19 protein-coding genes are annotated in these 24,415 nt (G+C 46.5%); 9 read left to right on the plus strand and 10 right to left on the minus strand.

Annotation, left to right across the window (positions count from 1 at the left end):
* Nucleotides 1-692: 692 nt before the first annotated feature.
* The 9 genes from B3K91_RS06565 to B3K91_RS06605 all read left to right on the plus strand — a co-directional run bounded on the left by B3K91_RS06565 (nt 693) and on the right by B3K91_RS06605 (nt 13,455).
* On the plus strand, nt 693-1,922 hold the full coding sequence (locus B3K91_RS06565) for an extracellular solute-binding protein (protein WP_099830426.1): 1,230 nt from the start codon (nt 693-695) through the stop codon (nt 1,920-1,922).
* 45 nt (nt 1,923-1,967) lie between these two features.
* Entirely contained in the window at nt 1,968-2,879 is a 912-nt protein-coding gene (locus tag B3K91_RS06570) for a carbohydrate ABC transporter permease (RefSeq protein WP_214061145.1), read from the plus strand.
* 4 nt (nt 2,880-2,883) lie between these two features.
* Nucleotides 2,884-3,762 (plus strand): carbohydrate ABC transporter permease, encoded by an 879-nt coding sequence (locus B3K91_RS06575; RefSeq protein ID WP_214079519.1) that lies wholly within the window; start codon nt 2,884-2,886, stop codon nt 3,760-3,762.
* 128 nt (nt 3,763-3,890) lie between these two features.
* Nucleotides 3,891-5,183 (plus strand): endo-1,4-beta-xylanase, encoded by a 1,293-nt coding sequence (locus tag B3K91_RS06580; RefSeq protein WP_292590691.1) that lies wholly within the window; start codon nt 3,891-3,893, stop codon nt 5,181-5,183.
* A 50-nt stretch (nt 5,184-5,233) separates the two neighbouring features.
* Nucleotides 5,234-7,144, plus strand: coding sequence for an alpha-L-arabinofuranosidase C-terminal domain-containing protein (locus tag B3K91_RS06585; protein ID WP_414674181.1), 1,911 nt, complete (start codon nt 5,234-5,236; stop codon nt 7,142-7,144).
* 33 nt (nt 7,145-7,177) lie between these two features.
* On the plus strand, nt 7,178-8,662 hold the full coding sequence (locus B3K91_RS06590; protein WP_292590689.1) for an alpha-N-arabinofuranosidase: 1,485 nt from the start codon (nt 7,178-7,180) through the stop codon (nt 8,660-8,662).
* A gap of 333 nt (nt 8,663-8,995) precedes the next feature.
* A complete protein-coding gene (locus B3K91_RS06595; RefSeq protein ID WP_214079523.1) occupies nt 8,996-10,519 on the plus strand; it encodes an FGGY-family carbohydrate kinase in 1,524 nt (507 codons plus the stop codon).
* A 646-nt stretch (nt 10,520-11,165) separates the two neighbouring features.
* A complete protein-coding gene (gene araA / locus B3K91_RS06600) occupies nt 11,166-12,698 on the plus strand; it encodes an L-arabinose isomerase (RefSeq protein ID WP_292593284.1) in 1,533 nt (510 codons plus the stop codon).
* Nucleotides 12,699-12,753: 55 nt separating this feature from the next.
* Nucleotides 12,754-13,455, plus strand: coding sequence for an L-ribulose-5-phosphate 4-epimerase (locus B3K91_RS06605; RefSeq protein ID WP_214079525.1), 702 nt, complete (start codon nt 12,754-12,756; stop codon nt 13,453-13,455).
* Between the two features lie 100 nt (nt 13,456-13,555).
* Here B3K91_RS06605 and B3K91_RS06610 read toward each other — a convergent pair whose 3' ends face one another.
* From B3K91_RS06610 to pfkA, 10 genes are all read right to left on the minus strand, one after another.
* Nucleotides 13,556-14,164 carry a metal-dependent hydrolase gene (locus B3K91_RS06610; protein ID WP_292590686.1) on the minus strand — a complete coding sequence of 203 codons (609 nt, stop codon included), beginning with the start codon at nt 14,162-14,164 and terminating at the stop codon, nt 13,556-13,558.
* Nucleotides 14,151-14,663, minus strand: a complete 513-nt coding sequence (locus B3K91_RS06615; protein ID WP_214060164.1) for a hypothetical protein — start codon at nt 14,661-14,663, stop codon at nt 14,151-14,153. Before B3K91_RS06615 ends, B3K91_RS06610 begins: the two co-directional genes overlap by 14 nt.
* An 11-nt stretch (nt 14,664-14,674) precedes the next feature.
* Entirely contained in the window at nt 14,675-15,544 is an 870-nt protein-coding gene (locus B3K91_RS06620) for a DUF4895 domain-containing protein (RefSeq protein ID WP_292594432.1), read from the minus strand.
* The gene (locus tag B3K91_RS06625; RefSeq protein ID WP_214079528.1) at nt 15,541-16,734 is read right to left on the minus strand and encodes a VWA-like domain-containing protein; all 1,194 of its coding nucleotides are present in this window, start codon (nt 16,732-16,734) and stop codon (nt 15,541-15,543) included. Before B3K91_RS06625 ends, B3K91_RS06620 begins: the two co-directional genes overlap by 4 nt.
* Entirely contained in the window at nt 16,724-17,821 is a 1,098-nt protein-coding gene (locus tag B3K91_RS06630) for an AAA family ATPase (protein ID WP_214079529.1), read from the minus strand. Before B3K91_RS06630 ends, B3K91_RS06625 begins: the two co-directional genes overlap by 11 nt.
* A 23-nt stretch (nt 17,822-17,844) precedes the next feature.
* Nucleotides 17,845-19,476, minus strand: a complete 1,632-nt coding sequence (locus tag B3K91_RS06635) for a hypothetical protein (RefSeq protein WP_214079530.1) — start codon at nt 19,474-19,476, stop codon at nt 17,845-17,847.
* A gap of 356 nt (nt 19,477-19,832) precedes the next feature.
* Entirely contained in the window at nt 19,833-21,455 is a 1,623-nt protein-coding gene (gene groL / locus B3K91_RS06640) for a chaperonin GroEL (RefSeq protein ID WP_214079531.1), read from the minus strand.
* A 13-nt stretch (nt 21,456-21,468) separates the two neighbouring features.
* Nucleotides 21,469-21,738: a co-chaperone GroES gene (groES, locus tag B3K91_RS06645; protein ID WP_214079532.1), complete on the minus strand. Its 270-nt coding sequence runs from the start codon at nt 21,736-21,738 to the stop codon at nt 21,469-21,471.
* A 206-nt stretch (nt 21,739-21,944) separates the two neighbouring features.
* On the minus strand, nt 21,945-23,363 hold the full coding sequence (pyk, locus tag B3K91_RS06650; RefSeq protein WP_214079533.1) for a pyruvate kinase: 1,419 nt from the start codon (nt 23,361-23,363) through the stop codon (nt 21,945-21,947).
* Nucleotides 23,364-23,377: 14 nt separating this feature from the next.
* Entirely contained in the window at nt 23,378-24,337 is a 960-nt protein-coding gene (gene pfkA / locus B3K91_RS06655; RefSeq protein ID WP_349680399.1) for a 6-phosphofructokinase, read from the minus strand.
* Between the last annotated feature and the right edge of the window lie 78 nt (nt 24,338-24,415).

A 24,415-nucleotide genomic window follows, 5' to 3' on the forward strand; every position in this document is an offset into this window, starting at 1 on the left:
TGGCACACTGCAACTTGGAACTAGAAACCTGCAACTGCTCTTCGAAGGACGGCTCTTCACAGCGTTCAGCGTTGAGCGAATCAAAATGATGCTGAACGACCGGCTTACTGAACCCACGACTCCAAAGAAATATTCAGCTCGACACAGGCAATCTCTCTTTCCTTTTCGAATTCTCTGCTCTATATATGTACGGACATTACTTCATGAAAACACGAAAGAAATCGAAGAGAACCGATCTTTTCGGTGTTCGAGCAACGAATGAGAAAGATATCGGGCGAAGTCAGGCTCTGATCATCGCAGAATGTCTATAATTCAATTTGGTGAGCCATTCGATGTTTTGCTAGAATATGATCATAAATTGATTCTTCTCTTAACATCATCGATTATTTTGGCTTTGGAGCATTCGGAACAGACTTTTTTGCGGAACTGATTTGTGAGGAACTTTCTGTTTTGCAACTAGGTACGTACATATAAATGTTTTCCGATCAGCATTCGTCTAAGCCTTGACTTTCGAATCCAACTCATACCAAACACTCATTCACGGAAGATATATCTTAATTGTTTAGAGGTCTGACAGATTGAAACAATCCACTCTTTTGGGGGGTGATATGACAAGCTAAAGAGTGAACACCTGATTGCGATCTGTTCTTTTTCGACTATCAAACGTTTACCTTTATTAGGAGGTGAAACAAATGAGAAAGTTGATGTTTCTGGCACTTGCGCTGGTTGTCGCTGTTAGCTTCTCTTTCGGTGTAACGATTACGATGATGACGCCGCTTACCGGAGCTGACGGCGCTTACATGGACGAGATTGTTGCAAGGTTCAATGCCGAACATCCGGATATTGAAGTCGTCCATGTTGTGGTAGAGTCTTCTCTTGATATGAAGAACAAGCTCTCGATGGGTATTGCATCCAAGACAGCCCCCGAGATCATGTTCATCAGGAAATTCGACATGCCTCTCTATCTGGAACACTTCAAGGGCTTCACAGCGGAAGAATGGCTTAACAAGTATGGAATTGACACTGACGACATCTTCCCGGGTGTCCTCGACGGACTTGTAGTAGATGGTAAAATCGTCGGTATTCCAATGGACATATGGCTGTTCTACATGGCCTACAACAGAGGAAACTTCGCAAAGGTCGGTCTCGATCCTGACAACCCGCCGAAGACAAGAGAAGAGTTTATTTCCGCAATGGAAGCTTTAATTCCCATTACACCTCCAGGACTTACTCCATACTACGAAAACCCTGCCTGGACATGGATCTGGTTCCACCTTCTCTGGCAGCACGGCGGAGAAGTGTTGACAGACGACTTTAAGGAGCCGGCATTCGAGAAAGCCGGAATCGAAGTCTGCAAGCTGATGCTCGAGATGCAGGACAAGGGTATTCTTCCCATGCAGGTAGCCGACCCTGGCGTGTCCTTCCAGTCCGGGGAGAGCACAGTATTGATAACCGGTATCTGGACCATTAAGCCCTGGATGGAACAGCTGGGTGAGGATTTCGGTTATGCGGTAGCTCCTCAGTTAGGCAACACCAAGGCCGTATTTGGAGGTTCTCACGTACTGGCAATGCCAAGAGTCATGGTCGAAGATCCTAAGACACTTGAAGCCGCGACAACATTCATCAAGTATCTATGGGACCACGCGATTGATTGGTACGAAGCGGGACAGACTCCTGCAAGAAAATCACTCGCCGAGAGTCAGGAGTTGAAAGAGAGACTGCCTCACATTTACGCAGTATCTCAGGATTCCGAATACGTAAGACAGTTCCAGATGTTCCCGCTGATATCGGAAATAGAGGCCGAAATAGCAGTCTACCTTGAGGAAATATTGGTGCTGCACTCGATATCTCCGGAAGCTGGTATGAAGGAAGCTTCGTTCGCCGTTCAGGAAATTCTTGACGACTACTGGTCAAGAAACTAATCGCAGATAAGTAATCGCTTTACTTGGTGAAGGGAGGAGGAGTAATTGACACGATCACATTCAAAATCACCTAAACGATTCCGCAGGGAGATAGGATCGTGGTTGTTCCTTCTCCCTCACCTATTCTTCTTCGCTCTATTTGTTGTGGTTCCACTGGTTTTCGGTCTCGTAATTAGTTTCTTCAACTGGAGTCTTCTCAAGGATAACGTGTTTGTCGGTTTTGACAACTACATTCGAACGTGGAATGATTCAAGATTTTGGCCCACGGTTCAGCACACAGTGGTTTTTGCGATAATCAGTGTTCCACTCACGATAATCGTTGCCATTATCTTTGCACACATTCTCAAGAAGAAGAGGTTTGGCCAACTATGGCTTCTAATTGCATTTGTTTCACCGGCATTCTTTGGTTCTGTAGGTATTCTTAGTTCATGGAAGTGGATCTTCGCTTCTTTTCCTTCTGGATTAGCAAATTACTATCTCAACAAGGTTGGCGCGATAAACAACGCGGTTTCATGGTTTGGCAGCACATCAGTTGCTTGGGGAGTGATTATCCTGGTAACTGTATGGTGGATTGTGGGGTTCAGCATTTTGCTTTACTTGGGAGCCCTGCAGAGAATTCCCCCCGAACAATACGAATCGGCAAAACTAGATGGCGCAGGCCCGTGGAAAAGATTCTTATATATCACTTTACCCTGGATCAAGAGCGTGCTATTTTTCGACGTTGTTCGACAAGCCATACTGGCCTTTGGACTCTTTGATCAGGCTTACATTCTCTCCGCAGGGGGGCCGGCCGGAACTACTCGTACTCTGGTTTATTACCTATACCTTGTTGGATTTGAGAGACAGGATTTCGGAAGAGCTGCAGCGATTTCCTGGTATATATTTGCGATCGTACTGATTTTTGCTGTGATTCAACTTGTACTGGTCACCAAATCGATACGATCGACGGAGGGGTGAGATAATGGCTTCTACAGTTGCGAAAAACAAGAAAAAGCTCAGCAAACGAATGACTGCAGCGATTATTACTGTTTTTCTCTGGGCCTTTGCAGCTTTCTGGTTTGCGCCAATTTTCTGGATGTTGTCAACTTCAATGAAGTCAACCACACTTGCTGTGATTGAAACTCCCCCGCAATGGATACCCAATAACCCAACACTCGAGAACTACAAAATAATCTTTGCACCCTCGGGAGGCCTTTCGCTAATAAAGGCGACATTAAATAGCGTGATTGTCGCTGTGAGCTCAACACTGGCTACTCTAATGCTTTCAGTCCCTGCGGCGTACGCGTTGTCTCGACTGAGGTTCAGGGGAAGAATGTTCATCTTCTGGATGTATGTTGCGGTCCTGGCCTTTCCAGCAGTGCTGTTTTTGATACCCCACTTCTTCATAATTAACGGAATGGGATTAACAAACTCCTATCTCGCTCTGATCTTACCAGGCCTTGGAGGAACGTTTGGCGTCTTCCTCTTGAGGCAATATATGCTAGATATTCCCAAAGAGCTGGAGGACGCGGCCTGGATAGACGGCTGCTCCAAGTTCAGGTTCCTAATAAGCATAGTGATTCCTTACATTAAGCCGGCAATGCTAGTGCTTTCATTAATGACCTTTTTGGGTTCGTGGAATAGTTTCCTTTGGCCACTGCTCATTCTAAGCAAAGCAGATAAGTTCACACTACCTATTGCACTAATAAGGTTTAGCGCGGGATGGGGAGACCCGTATAGAGGTATTGGGCCTATGATGGCAGGAGCTTTCTTCTCTGTCGCCCCATCTCTGATAATTTTCATCGCATTCCACAGATACTTGATGAAAGGAATCTCCCTGGGATCTCTTGGAAAGGAGTAGATGCCATGTCTAAAATACTGAAGTCTTTTCGGAAAATAGGAGAAGAAGAGTCAGCAATGACCCCAAGGACTTGTCTTCTGTTGATCTTGGGCTTGCTTGTTTGCAGTCTATCTTTTGGAGGTAGTGTTTTGCCTATCGATATTGATGTAAGCACTTTCGAAGAAAGGATAGAGACCGACAGAAAAGTACAGGTTGAGATAGAAATCGTAGATAGAGATGGAGAAGAATTAGATAGCATTTCGGTGTCCGCCAAGCAACTTTCACATGAGTTCTACTTCGGAAATGCTCCCGAATACCTGCTTTACGCTTACGCTCAAACCAGTTACAACCGTGGAAGGAGATTCGGGATCAGACCACTGCCCGAGGAAGATCTCCAGGAATATAAGCGTTTGTATCTTGAGCTCTTCAACTTCGCCACTCTTCCCTCCTTCTATTGGGCAGACTATGAGTCCACAGAAGGAAGAATTCGGTTGGCCGAGGCCTCTAAGAAGATCGCCCAATGGCTGGGTGAAAACGAAGTCCCGGTTAAGGGTCACACACTTGTTTGGGGGAATCCGCCGAGCGTAGGTGTGCCCGCCTGGGTAGAAGTGAAAGGAAAGCTCGGTCAATGGGCAGAAGTACGGGAATATCTCTTTTCGAGAGTTGTTAGGGAAGTCGAAGAGTTCAAGGATCTCATTCAATACTGGGATGTCGTTAATGAGCCTATTGTTCAACCCTGGTTCGACTCGATAGGTTCGGACTATATTGCCGAGTCGTTTAGAATAGTTAAGGAAACCGACCCCGACGCCATTACAGTTCTAAACGAATACGGGGTGTTGGTGAATGAGCGGACCAGGCGAGCCTTCATTTCAAGAGCCCGGCAACTCATAAATGAAGGAACTCCCATAGATGTGATTGGGGCCGAAGCGCATATTTTCACTGCTCAGGATCTGCTTGGTCAGCTGCGATCCTTGGAAAGCATATATCTTGCAATTGACGAGTTGGCTCAGCTGGGAAAACCTATTCATATATCGGAGTTTCAGATTCCTCTTCCGGCCGTGATAGATGCTTTCGACGTCTCCATAAGCGAGGCAGAAGAGATACAGGCCGAGATCGCCAGGATATTCTACAAAGTCTTCTTCAGCCATCCGGCGGTCGAGGCAATAACGTACTGGAATTTCTACAGGGCATGGCAGTCAGGCAGCGGATTTCTGCGCGACGATCTCTCGATAAAACCGATCTTTGATGAGTTGAAGAAGCTTATACACGAAGAATGGAAAACCTCTGTCCGTCTCGAGACGGATATTTCGGGCAAAGTGGCTTTCAACGGTTTTGCTGGTAAGTACGAGGTCTCGGTGGAAAGCGGAGCTATGTCAGAGACATTCATTATTGACGTTAAGAAGGGTGAGAAGAATGAATTCACCCTTGTTCTCGGGCAATGAATGGAGTGCTCTAAATGAAAACAGTCGCCATTTTATATACCTTTGTTCTCATGATGGTTCTTATTCCGGAAACTCTTGTTGCGAATACAGGTCATGTGCTGACAATAGATCCCAGCAATCCCGGTCCCGAGATAAGTCCCTTACTCTACGGCGTATTTTTCGAAGACATAAACCATGCGGTAGATGGCGGTCTATACGCTGAGTTGGTAAGAAATCGATCTTTCGAACACAGAGATCCTCTCGAAGGCTGGGTTGCAGTCTTTGAAACCGGTTGCCAGGCCACCTTCTCGGTTGACTCGGACCTGCCGCTTAATGAGAACAATCCCCATTACTTGACTTTTGATATTGAATCCGAAAACAGATCAGTATCGCTTTCCAACAACGGTTACGACGGCATTCCTTTGAAGGAAGGAAAACGCTACGAGTTTTCCGTGTTCATTCGAGGCAATTCGGAATACAGCGGTGAAATAACAGTTCTACTAACGGATGAGAAGAGCAACACAATCGTTGAAGCAAGCCTCGGATCGGTTTTCGGCGCTGAGTGGGAGAAGTATTCGGTCGAATTCGTAATTCCCGAAGACTGCGGCAATGGCAGGCTTTTACTTACATTGAAAGGTGCCGGCGAGGTTTGCCTGGACATGATTTCGCTTTTCCCTGAAGAGAACTGGAACGGCATGAGGGTAGATCTTCTAAAGATGCTTGAAGAGCTTAAGCCTGGTTTCGTAAGGTTTCCGGGCGGCTGCCTCGTTGAAGGCGACAGCCTGGAGAACGCCTATCGATGGAAGGATACAATCGGACCGGTAGAAGAGAGGAAGGCAAACTACAACCTCTGGGGCTATCACCAGTCATACGGCATCGGATTCTTCGAATATCTCCTCCTGTCGGAACACCTGGAAGCAGAGCCCATACCAATCTTCAACTCGGGCATGTCGTGTCAGGTTCGGGGAGCCGAGTACTGCCCAATTGATGAGATGGACGAATGGATTGAAAATGTTCTTGACTTCATAGAGTTTGCAAATGGGCCAAAGAATTCACTCTGGGGTTCAAAGCGTGTCGAGCTTGGTCATCCCGAGCCCTTCAACGTCAAGTATATTGGTATAGGAAACGAGAATTGGGGCACGGAATATCATGATCGCTTCCCGATGTTCAGAGATGCTGTCAAAGCGAAGTATCCTGAAATCATCATTGTTTTCAGCGGCCCGCCTTCTTATGAAGGAGCTTCATTCAACAGGGCGTGGAGATGGGCAAGAGAAAACGAAGTCGAAATTCTTGATGAGCACATGTATGCCGTTCCGGAATGGATGTTGAGAAACACGGATAGATACGACAAGTACGACAGATCCGGTCCAAAGGTCATGCTTGGAGAATACGCAGCCCACGCGGCCGGGACAAGGAACACCCTTCAAGCAGCAATGGCGGAAGCAGCTTTGATGACTGGCCTTGAACGCAATTCAGACATAGTTTTTATGGCGGCTTACGCGCCCCTATTCAACAGGCCGGGCTGGTCGCAGTGGACGCCGGACCTCATCTGGTTCGACAACGCAAGAGTGTATGGAACACCAAGTTATCATGTTCAGAAACTCTTCAATGAGAATCTCGGAGATGTAGTAATACCTTCTGAGCTTACCGACGAGAATCTCGAGGTTATCGGTTACTGGTTCAAGTCGCTGTACCACGTCTGCGAGTATGATCGTGAAACGGAGAACTTAATCATAAAGATTGTGAATCCATGGCCCGAAGAGAAAGAGGTCAGAGTCGAAATTGGCGAAAAACTTGAGATCAGGGGGCAGGGAGAAGTCATTCTGATGACGTCCGACAGCATCTTCGATGAAAACACTTTCCAGAACCCGGACAAGGTACTGCCCAAGAAATATGATCTATCGGGTCTATCAAACGAGTTTACTTTTACCTTTGCAGAAAATTCCATAACGATACTGAGATTGAAAGCAGTTGGCTTATAGAGTGATTATCTAATTTACTGGGGAGGGAATGAAGTGCAGACAGCCGTAAAAATCTGGCCTAGGAAGATCGGAAAGATTGACAATATGATCTACGGTCACTTCACAGAGCATCTAGGAAGATGCATTTACGACGGCATCTATAACGAGAAATCACCAAAATCAGATTCTAGGGGTTTCAGAAGAGACGTCATGGACGCCGTGAAGAACATAAAATGTCCCATCTTAAGATGGCCTGGCGGAAACTTTGTGTCTGCCTACCACTGGCAAGACGGCATGGGCCCTCTCGAAAAACGCCCTCAACTTCTGAATTACATCTGGGGAGGTGTGGAGTCAAACAGATTTGGGACTGATGAATTCATAGAGTATTGTCGCGAAATCGATGCCGAGCCATATCTGGCCGTTAGTCTAGGAACGGCGACTCTAGACGAAGCAATGGCCTGGCTAGAATACTGCAATCTAGACACCCCGACGAAATTCGCTCGAATGAGAAGAGAAAATGGCCATCCAGAGCCCTACCATGTTAAGTACTGGGGAATAGGGAACGAAGTGTACGGCCCCTGGCAGGTCGGCCATTGCAGTGCTGCCGAGTACGCAGAAAGACTCCGCCAGTACACTCAGTTCATGAAGGGTGTGGATCCGTCGATTAAGGTAATCGCAGTCGGAGCCGATAACCCCGACTGGGACATGACCGTGTTGAAACACGTGGGTCATCTGATAGATTACATCTCTATCCATCAGTATCACGGCTGTGACGACTACTTTGGGACCGTTGCCTCCGTCTACTACTGTGAACAGAGGCTTAAGCTCCTGGAGGGGCTGATAAAACACCTGCGTCTGGATCACGTAAAGATCTCCTTTGATGAATGGAACATCTGGTACAAAATCAGCGCGGAAAGGAAAGGCGCCGAGAAGAGAATCGTGCTTCTGGAGGAACCCTACGCCTTGAAAGACGGTCTCTTTGCGGCAGGGATTTTCGCTGTGATGCATCGTATGGCTAATACAGTTCAGATGGCCAATCTTGCGCAAATGGTAAACGCACTCGGTATGATAAAGACCAAGGGCGACGAAATGGTACTGACTCCCATCTATCATGCATTTGATCTATTTGTGAATCATACCGGAAGAACTGTCCTGGACATGGCGATTGGTTCTGAAACTTACGAAATAAGCTCCAAGACATTTGTCGAGGGTCGAAACAGCTTCAAGCTCAGCGAAGTTCCCTATGTTGATGGATCGGCCACCTTTAACGAAGATAAGAATATTTTGAGCGTCGCCCTTATTAACTACTATCAGAAGGATGTAGAAGTCTCTCTCGATCTTTCGGGAATCGAAGTCCAGAAGAGGGCCGTCCAGCATGTTCTGACGGGATCTGCTCCCGATGAAATGAATGACTTTGAAAATCCAGAGCGAATAAAACTTGGGAGCAAAGAGCTGACCTCCTGCTCTCCGGAAATGACTGTGAAGCTCGATTCGATGTCGGCAAATGTAATCGAGTTTTCTCTGGACGGAAAGCTATAACCCTTTGAAAAAGGATTACCTCCAGCACAAGTTCAGGCAATGAGAGTTTTTTGACCTGAGGAGAAGGCATTCTGGAGGCTCTGAAAGGAAGAGTCTTCAACTGAGAATAGTTTGGAACAGAGCAAAACAATCAACTTGACCTTGTGTCTAGAAGGAATTTGTTTGTTGCCCGCGAATCTATCGTGTTGCCGGTATTCAAGTGAGTATAATGCCTGCCGTCTTGTGAGCATTTAAATGCAACAGTGCCTGGAGTTCGACTCCGGCGAGTCCGGTCTGGATGAGGTAAAATCGTGGTTAAGGCATAAAATCGACGAAATCTAGAAGGTGATGTGTATGTACTTAATCGGATGTGATATTGGCACCCAGGGAACAAAGAGTGTAATGGTGAATGAAAGAGGAGAGGTTCTAGTTGAAGCTCAAAGAGAATATGACGTCATTAAGCCCGGTTCAAACTGGGCCGAGCAGTGGCCCGATGTTTGGGTCAAGGCGGCTTTCGAGACCATAAAAGAGGTGTCTGAGAAGTCGGGAGTCGAGAAAAAGGAAATAGCTGCCCTGGCCATTAGCGGGCTTTATGGAGGGTCAGGAGTCCCTGTTGACAGTGGAATGAAGCCTCTGCACCCTTGTCTCATCTGGATGGACAGACGAGCGACATCGCAGACCTCCTGGGTGAAGGAAAACATATCAAGAGACAAGATCTTTTCGATTACGGGAAACTATGTGGATTCCTATTATGGATTCACGAAGATAATGTGGCTTAGAGACAACAGGCCGGATATCTGGAAAAAGATATATCAATTCGTGACACCGAAGGATTACATGATTTATCGGCTTACAGGTGAAAACGCGATTGATTACTCCTCGGCAGGTAATATTGGCGGAGTATTCGACATAAGAAAACTTACCTGGTCGAAAGAGATGTGTGAGGCCCTTGGTATACCCATTGAATACCTTCCTGAAAGAATCGTCAAGTCGAGTGATATCGTCGGCAGAGTAACTGCCGAAAGCTCAAAGCTGTGCGGCCTGCTCGAAGGAACTCCTGTGGTCTCAGGGGGGATAGATGCCCCGGTGGCTCAGCTTTCGGCCGGAGCGCTTGAAGAAGGCGAACACGTTGCAATGGTCGGAACCTCTACCTGCTGGGGTACCGTACATGACGGCAAGGATCTGCCGTTTGGTTTGGTGAGCTTCCCATATGTGGTAAACGACACTGAAAGAATCTACTCTTTTGGAGGCTCGGCAACTACCGGAGCCCTTGCCAAGTGGTTCAAGGAAGAGTTTGCCGACAGCGAAGAGTCTGTTGGACGCAGGACAGGCAGGTCTCCATATCAGCTCCTCGACATGGAAGTTGAAAAGATTCCTGCAGGAAGTGACGGAATCGTGGTACTTCCTTATTTCATGGGTGAAAGGTCGCCAATTTGGGATCCCTTTGCGAAGGGTGTATTCTTTGGAGTCACGCTCGTTCACACAAGAGCCCATATGTACAAGGCACTCATGGAAGGTGCTGCATACGCTCTCAGACATAATATAGAAAACGGGATTAAGGCAGGACTCAAGCTCGACGACGAATGTTTGATAGTTGGCGGAGTTGCAAAATCAACAGCCTGGAACAGGATTTTTGCAGATATAACCGGTTACAAAATGAGACAGGTATCCAGTCTAGTTGAAGCACCGTTTGGCGATGCCTTCCTTGCAGGGCTAGGTGTCGGATTGATAGACAAGCCGGAAAGAATAAAGGAGTGGGTGAAGTTCCGAGATCCTATAAGCCCAAATTCCGAAAACCAGAGGGTTTACGAGAAACAGTACTTGATTTTCCGAGAGCTCTACGAAAAAACGAAGGAGATAATGTGGAAGATGCACTAGGAACGGGTAAGGAGTTAGAGCCAGAAAGACAGGTCGCTAAGCCGAGAATCCTCATACGATGTGTTTTCGGTTGATGCATCTACGGCAGGCCCCTGGTCTTATCGTAACTTCAGCCCACACCTATGCCCCAGTCTCGATTGGATTGCTGATCGTCTGCTTCAGCTGACTGGTCAAGGTTCTTTTGTCTTCCAGACTATTTCAAGAGAGTATGTCAGTGGTTCAGTCGTGACTGGTATGTAATCCTGTCGATTTCACACAGCCCTCGATTTGTCTTCACCCACAAAGAGAGGGCACAAGATCAAGAGCTCCAGGAAATGATTCACGCTACATGGCCTGAGACACAGAATTAAGAACTGACTGTGATGGTGAAGGGTCAGCGAAGTGACGGGAGAGATTTGGACTGCGAGGAATCACTTCCGGCAGGGAGCAGCCGGTAAAACGGCACTCCATGCTCTCCGGGGTCAGACAATCTGTTTTTGACTGGAAGCGGTGAGAGATACTCATGGTCAAAGATTAGATACACACTGAGATCCTGATCATTCAACAGCTCTCCTATGACCGATAGGATCGGCAAACAGAAAGGGCATAAGGTATAAATCATTCCAAGTCGGTGGAACCTTAACTGAGATCAAAACTCTCTGGATGAATGTTTGTATTTCGAAAAGGAGGACTGATTACTATTATTAGAGACCTTGAGGTGTGGTTTATAACGGGAAGTCAGGAGCTTTATGGAAAGGAAGTACTGAAAAAGGTCGAAGAGAATTCGAAGAAACTAGTAGATGCACTCAACGATGCAATTTCAACTCCTGTAAAGATTGCCTGGAAACCAGTGTTGAAGGATGCAGATCAGATAAAGAAAGTAATTGATGAAGCTAACTCCAGCAAAGTCTGCATAGGTTTGATAGCCTGGATGCACACGTTTTCACCCGCGAAGATGTGGATTGCCGGACTGAAATCACTTGAAAAGCCTTTCCTTCACTTCCATACTCAGTTCGAGCAGAAGATACCCTGGAATACCATCGATATGGACTACATGAACACAAACCAGTCCGCACACGGAGGAAGAGAATTCGGCTTCATCTCTGCAAGGCTTGAACTCAAGCGCAAAGTCATCGCAGGACACTGGAGTGACTCTAAGGTCATATCGAAGCTGGAAGACTGGATTAGGGCGGCGCTCGGCTGGAATGAAGCTCATACACTCAAGGTCGCAAGACTTGGCGACAACATGAGAGATGTTGCAGTTACTGAGGGAAACAAGGTCGACGCTCAGATTGACTTTGGTTATGAAGTTCATGGTTTCGCTGTTGGCGACTACATAGAGGGCTACTTCAAACAAGTCAAGAGAAGCGAAGCTGAGGAACTGGTGAACAGGTATCTGGAGGAATATCCCATCAGGAAATCAACAGTCTCTGAAGAAGTCTTTCAGGCATCTATAAGGGAAGCCGCTAGAATCGAAATCGCACTTCGAAGGTTTCTGGAAAAGGGCGGATTCAAAGCATTCACAACCACTTTTCAGGACCTCCACGGGATGAGACAGCTTCCGGGAATTGCTGTACAGAGACTTATGAGAGATGGTTACGGATTCGGGGGTGAAGGTGACTGGAAGTCCGCGGCCCTTGTAAGAATTATGAAAGTGATGGCCGAAGGCATAGATATTGGAACCTCGTTCATCGAAGACTACATTTATCATTTTGAACCGGGGAACATAATGGAACTGGGATCTCACATGCTAGAAGTTTGTGAATCCATAGCGGACGGTACACCTTCCCTTGAAGTGCATCCCCTTTCAATTGGAGGGAAAGAACCCCCAGCGAGACTGGTATTCAATGCAAAGGAAGGCCCTGCAGTCCAGGCCTGCATAGTCGAGTTCGGAGACAGGTTCAGGATGATAGTCAATGAACTAGAAGTAGTGAAGCAGCACGAGGATATGCCGAAGCTCCCTGTTGCAAGGGCGCTATGGGTTCCAAAGCCAGATCTGGCAACAGCAGCGACCGCGTGGATACTTGCCGGCGGGGCGCATCATTCAAGTATGAGCTACACCGTTACTGCCGAACAGCTTGAAGACCTTAGTGACATGTTTGGAATTGAGATAGTAGTAATTGACGATAAGACTGATATCACGGAGTTCAAGAAGGAGCTTAGATACAACGAGGTATACTACAAATTGAAGAAGCTGTAATTTGCAGGTTTGAATCGCTGAAAGTGTAAGCAAATTCCTTGGTAGGGGGAAGCCTATGCTACGTGAACTAAAAGAGGAAGTCTACAGAGCGAATGTTACGCTCATTGAATCCGGACTGGTAAAACTCACGTGGGGAAACGCAAGCGGAATCTCCAGAAAGGAGCGTCTCGTAGTCATTAAGCCGAGCGGGGTAGACTATTCCGATCTTTCCCCCGACAATATGGTTGTTGTAGATCTTGAAGGAAGAGTGGTCGAAGGAGAGCTGAGGCCTTCTTCCGACACTCCAACTCACGTTCTTCTTTACAGATGCTTCGGGGAAATCGGCGGCGTGGTCCATACCCACTCAACCTGGGCAACTTCGTGGGCACAGGCGGGAAAAAACATTCCCTGCTTTGGGACAACTCACGCCGATCACTTCTACAATGAAGTACCTTGTACTAGATTTCTGAACGCCGAAGAGACAGAGACTGATTACGAGTTGAACACAGGCAGGGTAATCGAAGAAGCTTTTTCCGACAGAGATTACCTCGGAACCCCGGGGGTCCTCGTCGCCGGTCATGGGCCCTTCACATGGGGAAAGGATGTGCTGGACGCAGTCAAGAACGGCATAATTCTTGAAGAGATAGCCAAGACGGCATGTCTTTCACTTCTGATAAACGCGGAAACAAGCATCCTTCCAAGATACATAATGGACAAACACTATTTCCGAAAGCATGGGAAAGACGCGTACTATGGACAAGATCCGAAAAACAAGTGAATAGTACAACCGTTAGGAACTTTGGCAGTGATATCTCTTGTGAGTCTGTTTCACTGACTGACTTTTTGGAAGAAGTTCCTTTTCGGACGCAGCATTAAGTTCATATACTGTCCTTTTCATTTTGAGCGGCAGGCACTCTCCGGCCTCTAGCAAAACCGTGGACTCTATCGAGAACCAGATGAAGATAATAGCCGACAGAACCTGAAACACCGAGAAACAGCACTTCTGTGTAGTTCATCTCGCCCCCAAGAAGTTCCGATCTTAGAAGCACCGTTGTCACGATGATCAGGCCATAGAGAAATCCTCCCCATAACGAATGAAAGAAGCCCCTGTGACTGAGAAGATTTATCGCTTTTGAGACGATCACGCCCAATGCAATAGCAAGGGAAAAGGAAATTGCAACCGCAAGAGACATAGAATTTAGCCAGGATAGAACGATAGGCTGAATCTCTGGCGAAATCACCGAAGAGTAAAAGACGCAGGCAAAGAGACCAGCGATAAGCACTTCGAAGATTCTCTTTATTAAAGCGTTTTTTGAATCAATATCGGGTACATCGCTTCCCAACAAAAACAAGAGATATCCATAGCCTATCAGCCTGCTGTCTTGAAGAGGAGAGACATGCAAGAGCTCGATTGTAGTCAGTGAGAGAAAGATGAAGACAGGATAAGTCGCTATTCCCCAGTAAACATGCGTTCTAAAGTCCGGCATCGGCATCACTGCCAAATTTCGTTCCCTGACTCGAGACATCGACATACAGAAGCACGTCTTTCAGAGATATGCTCATACCACACTCTACTTCCTCCGGAACGGATTCACTCACATCCAGCGGATAAAGAGCCGTGCGGTCGCACAGAGAAAGGTTTACTCTCGAAAACCGCCTGTAGATTGCCGTTATTTCTTCTTCTTCGACATTCAGCCCAATGGTTGCCGTTATTCCAGACATGAAGAGGTATTCAAGCTCGTCGGGTTCGATCTTCATTGACTCAGAGTAGAGTGTCCCCTCAACAGGTAAACAGAAGAGAATCAACTCTCTTGAAAGATTTAGAAAGGGTGTTCCTTCAAGCCTTTCATACATTCTATACTTATCGATTGTTTTTTCGTCTGCAAGTAAGACCTGTCCGGAGTATTCGATAAGATCCCCGGCCTTCAATCTCCGGATGTTCTTTATAGATATCGGATAAAACATCTTCAAAGTCTGTCTTGCCAAGATACACCACCCTATTCGTCAAGCGGAAAATCTCTGTGAATAAATTCCAGCATCTTGTCTACCGTCTCAGATATAAATTTCGAGTAGAACTTGTAGAATTCCTCGAGCCTATCGTATACCGGCTTGGATTCAACCAGATCGATTTCGAAGACGGTTGAAACCGGTCTCGCTATTTTCATGTTAGGAGTGACGCTGGCGTTCCTCAGAACACCGCACTTCTTTGTGACTTCGATCCTGAATAATCTTGAAAGTTCCAGTATTATTGAACGGTCGATACTCTCGTTTATTTTGGGAGGACCAAAAGCAATCTTCAAGATATTCTGAAAGGGGAATATCAGGACCTCCCCGTCATCGAACTCTATCCATCTTCTATAGTTGTCTCTGCATATAGAAAAGAGGGCATCGTCAATCATTTCAGGCAGCCTGAAGTAGTCCTTTCCACGGAGAGAATCCTTCAGAATTTCTTTGCGAAGAAGTCTTTCATTGCCATAATAAGCGAGGAAGTACAGCTTCAACGGACTCTGAAAGATCGCCCTATGGAATACCAGCTCAGCTCCCTCTTCGAAGACACTGGAGAAATCATCAACGATAGGTTCTTCCTCTTCGTTTGAGAATCTGTATAAGGCGCTGGCCGTCTCGAAAGGAGACGAATTGGAGAGTCCCACAAAGCCTCTGCCCTCACTGTCTACGAAAACTGAAAGAACCGGTGTATTCCCCTTCGAAGTTTGAACTACAAGCGTCATAAAATGGCCGAAAGCATTGTCAAGTCTATCAGACCGCTCAACAACCAGTTTCGCGTAAGATGGAAAATTGCTTTCGACGCTCTCGTAAACCGCCTTGAGCTTGTTTCTATAGCTTTCTGGACCGGCATAGTATGTCACTTAAGGAACACCACCGATGATCGTCCATAGATAGATTTTGCCTCCTGGGCAAACTCTGGATTGTGGCTCTTTGGAAGAACAAACAACGCCCTTCTCGAAATCGTAGGAAGATCGGTAAATCCATCAGTGAAAAGCAGAAGTCCTTCAGGTCTGAGTTTTTCCTGAGCGTAGTCAACGGCAGGCTGAAGATCGGTCTCCCCTCTACCCATCAACTTAAGATCTCTCCACATACCCTTTCCATACTTCATGACACTCTGCACAGTCTCGTCCACCTGCACCAGCCAGACCCGTGAGTCTGTGACTCTAGTAACCTCATCTATCTCACTGAAGAAGGCGTTGAACTCCTCTTCTATTATGCTCCCGCTAGTATCGACTACGACAACGAGTTTTGCTGCGTAATCGTTTCTCCAGCCGGGCTGATCATCATATCTTCTGTTAGGTCTCATAGGAGTTCGGTATCTGCCAACCTGCATCGATGAACCGAAGAACCGCCTAATCATGTTTCTCCAGTCAAGGATCGGGTTGTCAAGAACCAGTTTCATTACCGCCTCAAGACCCTCCGGCATCCCGTCCTTAGCCTTTTCCATAGTCTCTGAGATCACCTGTTTAAGAAGATCCTCAACGAACTCTTTCGGGAGTTCAAACCTTCCAAAATCCTCATGTGAATCGGGCCTGGATATGCTTGAGTCCAGAAGCTCAAGATCAATGGTCTTGTTTTTCTTCATGAAGTCAAGGCCCCAGTCGTGGTAGAACTCTGCCGTCATTCCCGGATGCTGCATCGGAGGTCCAACGAAGAATCTCTCATTATCGGTTCCACAACCTTCCTGGAGAAGAGAGTCCATAGGAAGACTGAAAGCGTCAAGCTCGCGTATGAACTGATTTACTGCGGCATCCATGGATATATCCCAGAGCATCTTCTCTCTGGATTTGTTGACGGGTATCAGAATGTGTCCATTCACTATATGAAGACACTCGTGCTTCAAAAGCGCCTTCGAAAATGTAAGTGGTTTGTTTCGAAGTGTATCCGGATTGTATAGAAGTTGAAATCTCCCCCTGGAGCTCACCCTCAACTTCATCGTCCTGACCGAAGGAGAGGGAATTCTGTCGATGAAGAGAAGCAGGAAATTGTAGAAGGGGCTGTCCTTGCCTAATTCGAAAACAGCCCTTTCCATCAACTCCTCATTTCTCATCCTTTTCGCTCCTCTGAAGGAATTTCAGAACATCATGGTCCATGGCAAGTTCTTCGAGAAGATTCTCGTAGAAGGCCCGTTTTAATCCCTTTTCCCCCTCGACCTGGTGCACAATATGTCTTATTACCGAAAAGAACGAGTCTTTCGGGATGACTCTGCCTATCCTGAGAAGGTTTTCCGAGATTACAGGTACATTCTGGAAGTATTCCTGAACCTGTAAATCATCTATCTCAGAAAGATGCTTTGTGATACGGAGAATCGAGGCGCTAGTCGCCGAGATATCACCTCCAGAGAGTCTCGAAAGGATATTCTCATCCAGTTCGAGAAGCAGAGTTCGGGGAGAAGGAAGGAGCTCGCTGCCCTGAATCTTACTCATGAAAGTTCTGGCCGCTTCCGGTCCTACTATGCCAGCGGCGATTACATAGCCGAACTTTTCGATCTCCATGCTTGAAAGACCCGCGTATACTCTCCCCAATTTGTACCAGCTACGGGGGCTCGGTCTCAATTCCAGCCGCATCGAGACAACCGTGTCTCTTGAAAGAAACTCTGGATACTCACCTATGAAGTTGGTAACAGTCTCCGGCATCTTCTGGAGCTCTGCCCACTTAAGCCATTCTTCTGGATCGGGAGTCAGTTCTATGTGGAAGAATCGCGACATAAAGGCAGGATCCGTAATAAGTTCAACCTGATCATATTCCTCATCCGGCGGATTTGCCGCGGCCATTATCCAACAACCTTCGGGTAGAAAATGGTTGTGTATTCTTCTATCTATTAGAAGTTGCATAATTGCATTCCTGATTGATCTATGAGCCCTATTTATCTCATCTATCATGAGTATCACATTGCCTTCAGTCGGCCACCAATCGGGCCTCAAAAACAAGGTTCGTTCGCCGTCTCTCGACGGCATCCCGATAAGGTCACCTGGCTCCATCTGTGATATGACTAGGATTATCAACTCTCTGCCCGTCTCAGCTGCAATCTCCCTAGCAAGATCGGTCTTTCCTACCCCAAAGTGACCCCAAAGAAGCGGGATCTCCCCGGATTCCATGATCTTCCTGCTCAAGTGTTTTACGTCCTGAACCTTCAAGCCTATCCCTCCAAAATCCTCATTCAGACAAAATTATAGCACAGCGACTTTAACGATGCCCATGTAATGACTGCCCATAGAGCGAGTGGGAATACCAGCCCAAACAACCATGTGAATGGAGAGGCAACCGGAACATTGAGGAAACCAAGAAAGAGTCCGATATCTCTTGCAAGATAGAGGGTAAGTGGAAGGGTAGAAAAAACCGGCAACAGTGTGGAAAGTAAGAACGAGAGTATTGCACCCGGTAGGCTGAGCGCCTTGAAGACATTTCTTGTATCTTTGGTCCCGAAGCTCTTCTCAAGAAAGCCCCCGAACAATGAGAGCGTGAAAATTGTTGGAATCATTAGAATCAGGAAATTCATCATGAAAGCCCTATACTGAGATGCATTTGAAGACACATACAAACCGACAACCAGTATTATCAAAGAATATAGCGAGCTGACGACAATAGACTTTGAAAGCCCAGATTTTATCCTTCTTATTGGAAACAACCATACGCCATCCCCAATCTGACGTTCAAAGGCAAATAGAGCCGTTGAAGAGACAGTTGTGTAGTTACTGAAAAGAAAGACTATAAGACCAAGGAGCTGCAGAACCCCGAAGCTGTTCAGAAGCGCAGGGTTAACAAACACTACTACAGGCACAAACAGCGAGGGATAGAGAAAGGCAAACGTCAGTTTAGGCTCCCTGACCAGCAGAAGGAGATCCTTAATAATCAAACCCAATAGTACGTTGTGTCTCCTAAACCTCTCTTTTGAATGAAGAGCTGCATTTCCTATTGGTCTTGTCATAAGCTTCTGAAGAACGGTTGGATAAACAAAGACTTCTAGGAAGCCAAGCAAAACAAACAAAACTGCCGAAGTAGTAATGAAAACAAGAAGATCCGTGGTCTCTCCGGTTATTGCCCTTACAAAGGGTGTCCAAGGTAGATATGGAGAGGTGATGACTCTCTGGAGACCTCCGAACTGATTGGCAACCTGATCCGGCCTTGCAAGATCTATAGTAGAGAAGTCCATGAAGCGCAACGTGAAAATGAAGACGAAGATAGTCACCATAGTCATCATGGCAGAGAGAGTCTTGAGAAACCGCCCCTTGGAAAGGAATACTATTCCAAAAGAGATAATTGCGGTTATCACCAGAGTGTCAAGCACAAATACAAACAACAAGACCAGGGCCATCCAGAATCTCCCTCCCGAATAGCCAAGCCCTCTCAGTGCAGCCATGAAGATCGGCGCAAATAGGAGTATGGGAAATCCTCCCGCAGCGAGAACCTCAAGCAGTTGTACATTCGCAACCGTAGACTTCTTAACCGGCAAACTGAGCAGCATCTCAGCCCTATCGGAGAAGAAAAGATTCGAAACTACGATTGGAAGATCGCTACCCAGAAGTATAGAGAATATTATCGCGGAAAAAAAGGAGATGACTATTAGCTTCAGGTCAATTCCGGTAAGCTCTTTGAGCTGGTCGGATAAACCTGCAACTCTAGAGAAATTCGGAACAAGAAAGCCTCTCAGATAGAAAGTAATCGGAACACCTATAGCTATCACAATGACTACTGCAAGGAAAGTTGCAATAATCGCTCTCTTACCCTGCCTTGTCAGCATTCTGTAACCTTCTATAGTTCTCCACTTGATGATTACAAAGAAATCCCTCATATGAATATTCTGCCATAAAGAAGCTTGGATTCTTCATAACACATCCCTGAAGAACTTCTGGTTTTGATTTCAGGAAACAGTCGAGCTTGCAGGCTGCTCCATGGGTAGTGGGAAGAATCGCTTGACGCTGGACGCTGATGGAATGAGTTTCAGGTTCCGAGTTGTAAGCTGCCAGATAGTAATAGGTTCAATGCTGTAATAAGAAGGTACGACAGATTACTCCATTCTCAGAAATACTCCCACCCCGATTATTGGAGTAGAAGACCGGTTTCGATCAAATTATTGATTACTTTAATCATCTGAAAGTATATATAAAAAAAGGGAGAGCAAGCTCTCCCTTCAAAGTGATTCTCTTATCAGTACTCTGGCATCTGTGGCATCGGAGCCTGAGGTTTTTCTTCTGGTTTCTCTGTTAGAGTTGCCTCTGTCGTCAGGAGTATTGCTGCGATAGAAGCTGCATTCTGAAGAGCACTTCTTGTTACCTTTGCGGGATCAATGATACCGACCTTGAACATGTCTGTATAGACATCATTCAGAGCATCGTAGCCGTATGCATTGTCATCGCTATGAAGTATCTTGTCGACAACTACTGCTCCGTCTAAACCGGCGTTCTCAACAATCTGTCTGATCGGAGCCTCTAGAGCCTTGAGAACTACCTTAACACCGATCTTGATATCAGGATTCTCTGTGCTGTCAAAGAGTTCCTGAACGGGCTTCTTTGCTCTTGCAAGGACAACTCCGCCTCCAGCAACTATTCCTTCCTCAACTGCCGCTCTTGTAGCGGAGAGAGCATCTTCGATTCTATGTTTCTTCTCCTTCAGCTCTGTCTCTGTCGCAGCACCAACCTTAATTACCGCTACGCCTCCTGAGAGCTTGGCGAGCCTTTCCTGTAGAGTTTCTTTTTCGTATTCGGAAGTTGTCTGATCGATCTGAACTTTGATCTGACCGATTCTCTGCTTGATCTTTTCAGGATCTCCCTTTCCGTCAACGATTATGGTATCGTCCTTCTTAACCTTCACAACACCTGCGCTACCGAGATCGTTTATCGTTGCGTTTTCCAGAGTAAGCCCAACTTCTTCACTTATTACAGTGCCTCCAGTGAGAATGGCGATGTCCTGGAGCATTGCCTTTCTTCTATCCCCGAATCCAGGGGCCTTAACCGCTACTGAATCGAGAGTACCTCTCAGTTTGTTGAGTACGAGGGTGGAAAGTGCTTCGCCTTCAATGTCCTCAGCAATTATGACAAGTGGCTTTCCTGCCTGCGCGACCTTCTCCAGGATCGGGACAAGCGGCTTAACTGCCGAGACCTTCTTATCGGTTATGAGAATTAACGGTTCTTTAATTATCGCTTCCATCTTTTCCGGATCGGAAACGAAGTAAGGAGAGATGTACCCTCTGTCAAACTGCATACCCTCAACGAATTCAACGTGTGTTTCGAGAGTCTTTGAATCTTCTACCGTTATTACTCCATCCTGACCGACCTTGTCCATTGCTTCGGCTATAAGCTCGCCAATTTCAGTGTCATTGGCCGAGATAGCCGCAACGGAAGCGATATCTTCTCTTGAAGAAATCTTCTTGGAGAGAGATCTTATGTGTGAAACGGCAGTCTCGGTTGCTTTCTGGATTCCCTTCTTCATGAGAATAGGGTTGGCTCCGGCTGTAACGTTCTTCAAACCTTCCTTGATCATTGCATGGGCAAGAACTGTGGCTGTTGTGGTTCCGTCACCGGCAATATCATTTGTCTTGGAGGCTACTTCTTTTACGAGCTGCGCTCCAAGGTTTTCGAATTTATCTTCCAGTTCGATCTCCTTTGCAATCGATACACCATCATTGGTTATCGTTGGAGAACCCCAGCTCTTCTCGAGAACTACGTTTCTACCTTTCGGACCAAGCGTTATCTTAACTGCATTTGCTACAGCATCTACGCCTTTTTCAAGTGATCTTCGTGCTTCTTCGCTGTATTTCAGAATCTTAGCCATACTGATTCCTCCTTCAATCTTCGATCTTTGCCAGGACATCATCCTGATCGATGATTATGTAGTCATCTTCATCGATCTTGATCTCCGTACCGGAATACTTGGAATAGAGGACCTTGTCGTTTTCCTTAAGGTCAATATCCTCGACTTTCTCGCCAACTGCAATTACCTTCGCAGTCATCTGCTTTTCCTTCGCAGCGTCTGGAAGAACGATACCACCTGATGTCTTCTTCTCTTCCTCATAAGGCTTAATCAGTAATCTTGTACCAAGGGGAACTACCTTCATAAAAAGCCTCCTTTCGTATTGTATATTTAGCACTCAAAGTAATAGTCTGCTAATAAATGATAAAACAACATTGTGATTTCTTCAAGGGCTTCCAGTGTTAAATGATCGTAAACATGAAAGATTAAGGGTGTTCGAGGGCGTTTATGCTCTCTTTCCCCCGGTTTTTCTGATTATCTTCGTCCCACTCTCGCCACTCGAGCTCACGGCTACGCAATCTCCAGTTTCAATATATTGGTAGAGTTACTAGTTCCAAACGGAATGCCAGCGGTAAGAATTATCGTATCCCCGCTTTTCACAAGCTTAAGCTGTCTTGCAAGAGGCCCGGCAACTTCAACAAGATCGTCTGTAGAATTGCCAAGACCCATTAATACTGGATGAGCTCCCCAAACGAGGTTTAGCCTATAATACGTTGCTTCATTGGGAGTAACCGCAAGTATATGAGCCCTTGGCCTGAACCCCGAGACATTTCTTGCAGTGTGTCCAGAGAAAGTGGAGCTTACAATGACCTTCACCTTCAGCGCTTCGCTAATGTCCCACGCTGCTCTGCAGATAGCATCTGTGTGATCGTCTGTTGAAACCTTTTCTCTTGTCCACCTCAGCAAACCAGGATCCTGCTTAAGATACCTTTCCGCTGATCTTGCCGTTAGATCCATAACTGTCACAGCTTCCAGAGGATATTTACCAATCGAAGTCTCACCAGAAAGCATTATGGCATCAGTACCATCAATGATCGCATTGGTAATATCCGTTGCTTCGGCCCTCGTTGGCGCTGGATTCTCTATCATAGATTCAAGCATCTGGGTTGCCGTTATCACAGGAATCCGCTTCTGATTGCCGAACCTAATGATCTTCTTCTGAGCGACCGGCACCTCCTCAACGGGTATCTCAACACCCAGATCGCCTCTGGCAACCATCATACCATCGGAAACTTCTGCTATCTTCTCAATGTTTTTCAGCGCCTGTTCCGTCTCTATCTTGGATACTATAGGAATAGATCCTCCAAACTCCTCAACTACCTTCTTTGCGTGAAGAACGTCTTCCGGTCTCCTGACAAAGGATAGCGCAAAGTAGTCAACTTGTTCCTCGATTCCCAGTTCAATGAACCGCCTGTCCTTTTCTGTAATTGCCGGTATGCTTATGTCTATTCCCGGAAGGTTGATTCCTCTTCTGTGAGTTACAACTCCCCCACTCAAGATTCTTGTCCTAACTTCGGACTTTGTGACGGATAAAACCTTAAGCTTGATCTTTCCATCATCCATCATAATAAGATTCCCGGCCTTCACTTCCTCTGGGAGCTTATTGTAGTTAACACTTACAATCGTATCGTCTCCTTCAATGTCTTCAGTTGTAAGAACAAACTCGCCTCCCTTCGGGAGCTCCACATAAGGAATTCTGAAGACACCTGTTCTGATCTTTGGACCTGAAAGGTCCAGCAAGATCGTGAGAGGAGATCTCATTGATTGGCGAATCTCTTTCAATTTCCTGATTCTATCCTTGTGTTCAGTAATATTGCCATGAGTTGTATTCAGCCTGGCAACATCCATCCCTCTCTGTATGAGAGCCCTCAGCATTTCCGGAGTCTCAGTAACAGGTCCGATAGTGCAGACAATCTTGGTCTTTCTCAAAGCAGATCACCCCGTCAGGAGAGTATTTTCGCCATTTCAACCAGTTCCATATCCAACGTCCTTTTGTTGGAAAGAACTTCTTCGAGAGGTACAGCAGCGATTTTTCCGCCTTTCAATGCCATCATAAGGCCGCCTTCTTCCTTTTCGAGCACCTTAATGGAAGCGTATCCCATTCTCGAAGCGAGAACCCTGTCAAAAGCAGTCGGTGAACCGCCTCTCTGAATATGACCTAAGATGGTTATTCTCGTCTCGTACCCAATTCTGTGTTCTACATGTCTGGCAACAGTGAAGGCACTTGATGCACCTTCGGCAACTACAATGATGCAGTTGATCTTTCCTCTTTTCCTTTCTTTCAAAATCTTATCGGCTATCGACTCATAATCTACGGGGAGTTCAGGAACTATTATTGCTTCCGCTCCAACGGCAATACCCGAAGCAAGTGCCACGTAACCGGAGTTCCTACCCATTACCTCCACTACAAATGCCCTTTCGTGAGAAGAAGCAGTGTCTTTGAGCTTCTGAATTGATTCGACACAGGTATTCAAACACGTATCCACCCCTATACACATGTCTGTCATAGCAATGTCGTTATCTATTGTTCCCGGAATGCCGACAACTGGAATTCCGTTTTCTTCCATAAGCAGTTTTGCACCGGAAAGACTCCCCTCTCCTCCGATGACAATAAGAGCTTCAATGTGATTATTTCTCAGGACTTCGGCAGCCCTAGCTCTACCTTCCTCGGTCTTGAACTCTTCGCATCGGGAACTCCTGAGGACCGTTCCACCTTTCTCCATTATTCCTCCGACCGAGGAGTAATCCATATCGACGAACTCTTCATCAAGCAGACCAGAGTACCCTCTCCTAATTCCTACAACTGCTATTTCATCTGTCTGGGCAGTTCTTACAGCTGCCCTTATAGCTGCATTCATCCCTGGCGAATCCCCTCCACTGGTGAGGACCCCGACCTTCTTTATCATCATTATCCCTCCTAACGATGACTGCACTTAGCTAACCGACTACATTCTAGCACATTGCGATTCTATAATCACCAG

The sequence above is a fragment of the Mesotoga sp. UBA5847 genome (assembly GCF_002432735.1).
Taxonomy (GTDB): domain Bacteria; phylum Thermotogota; class Thermotogae; order Petrotogales; family Kosmotogaceae; genus Mesotoga.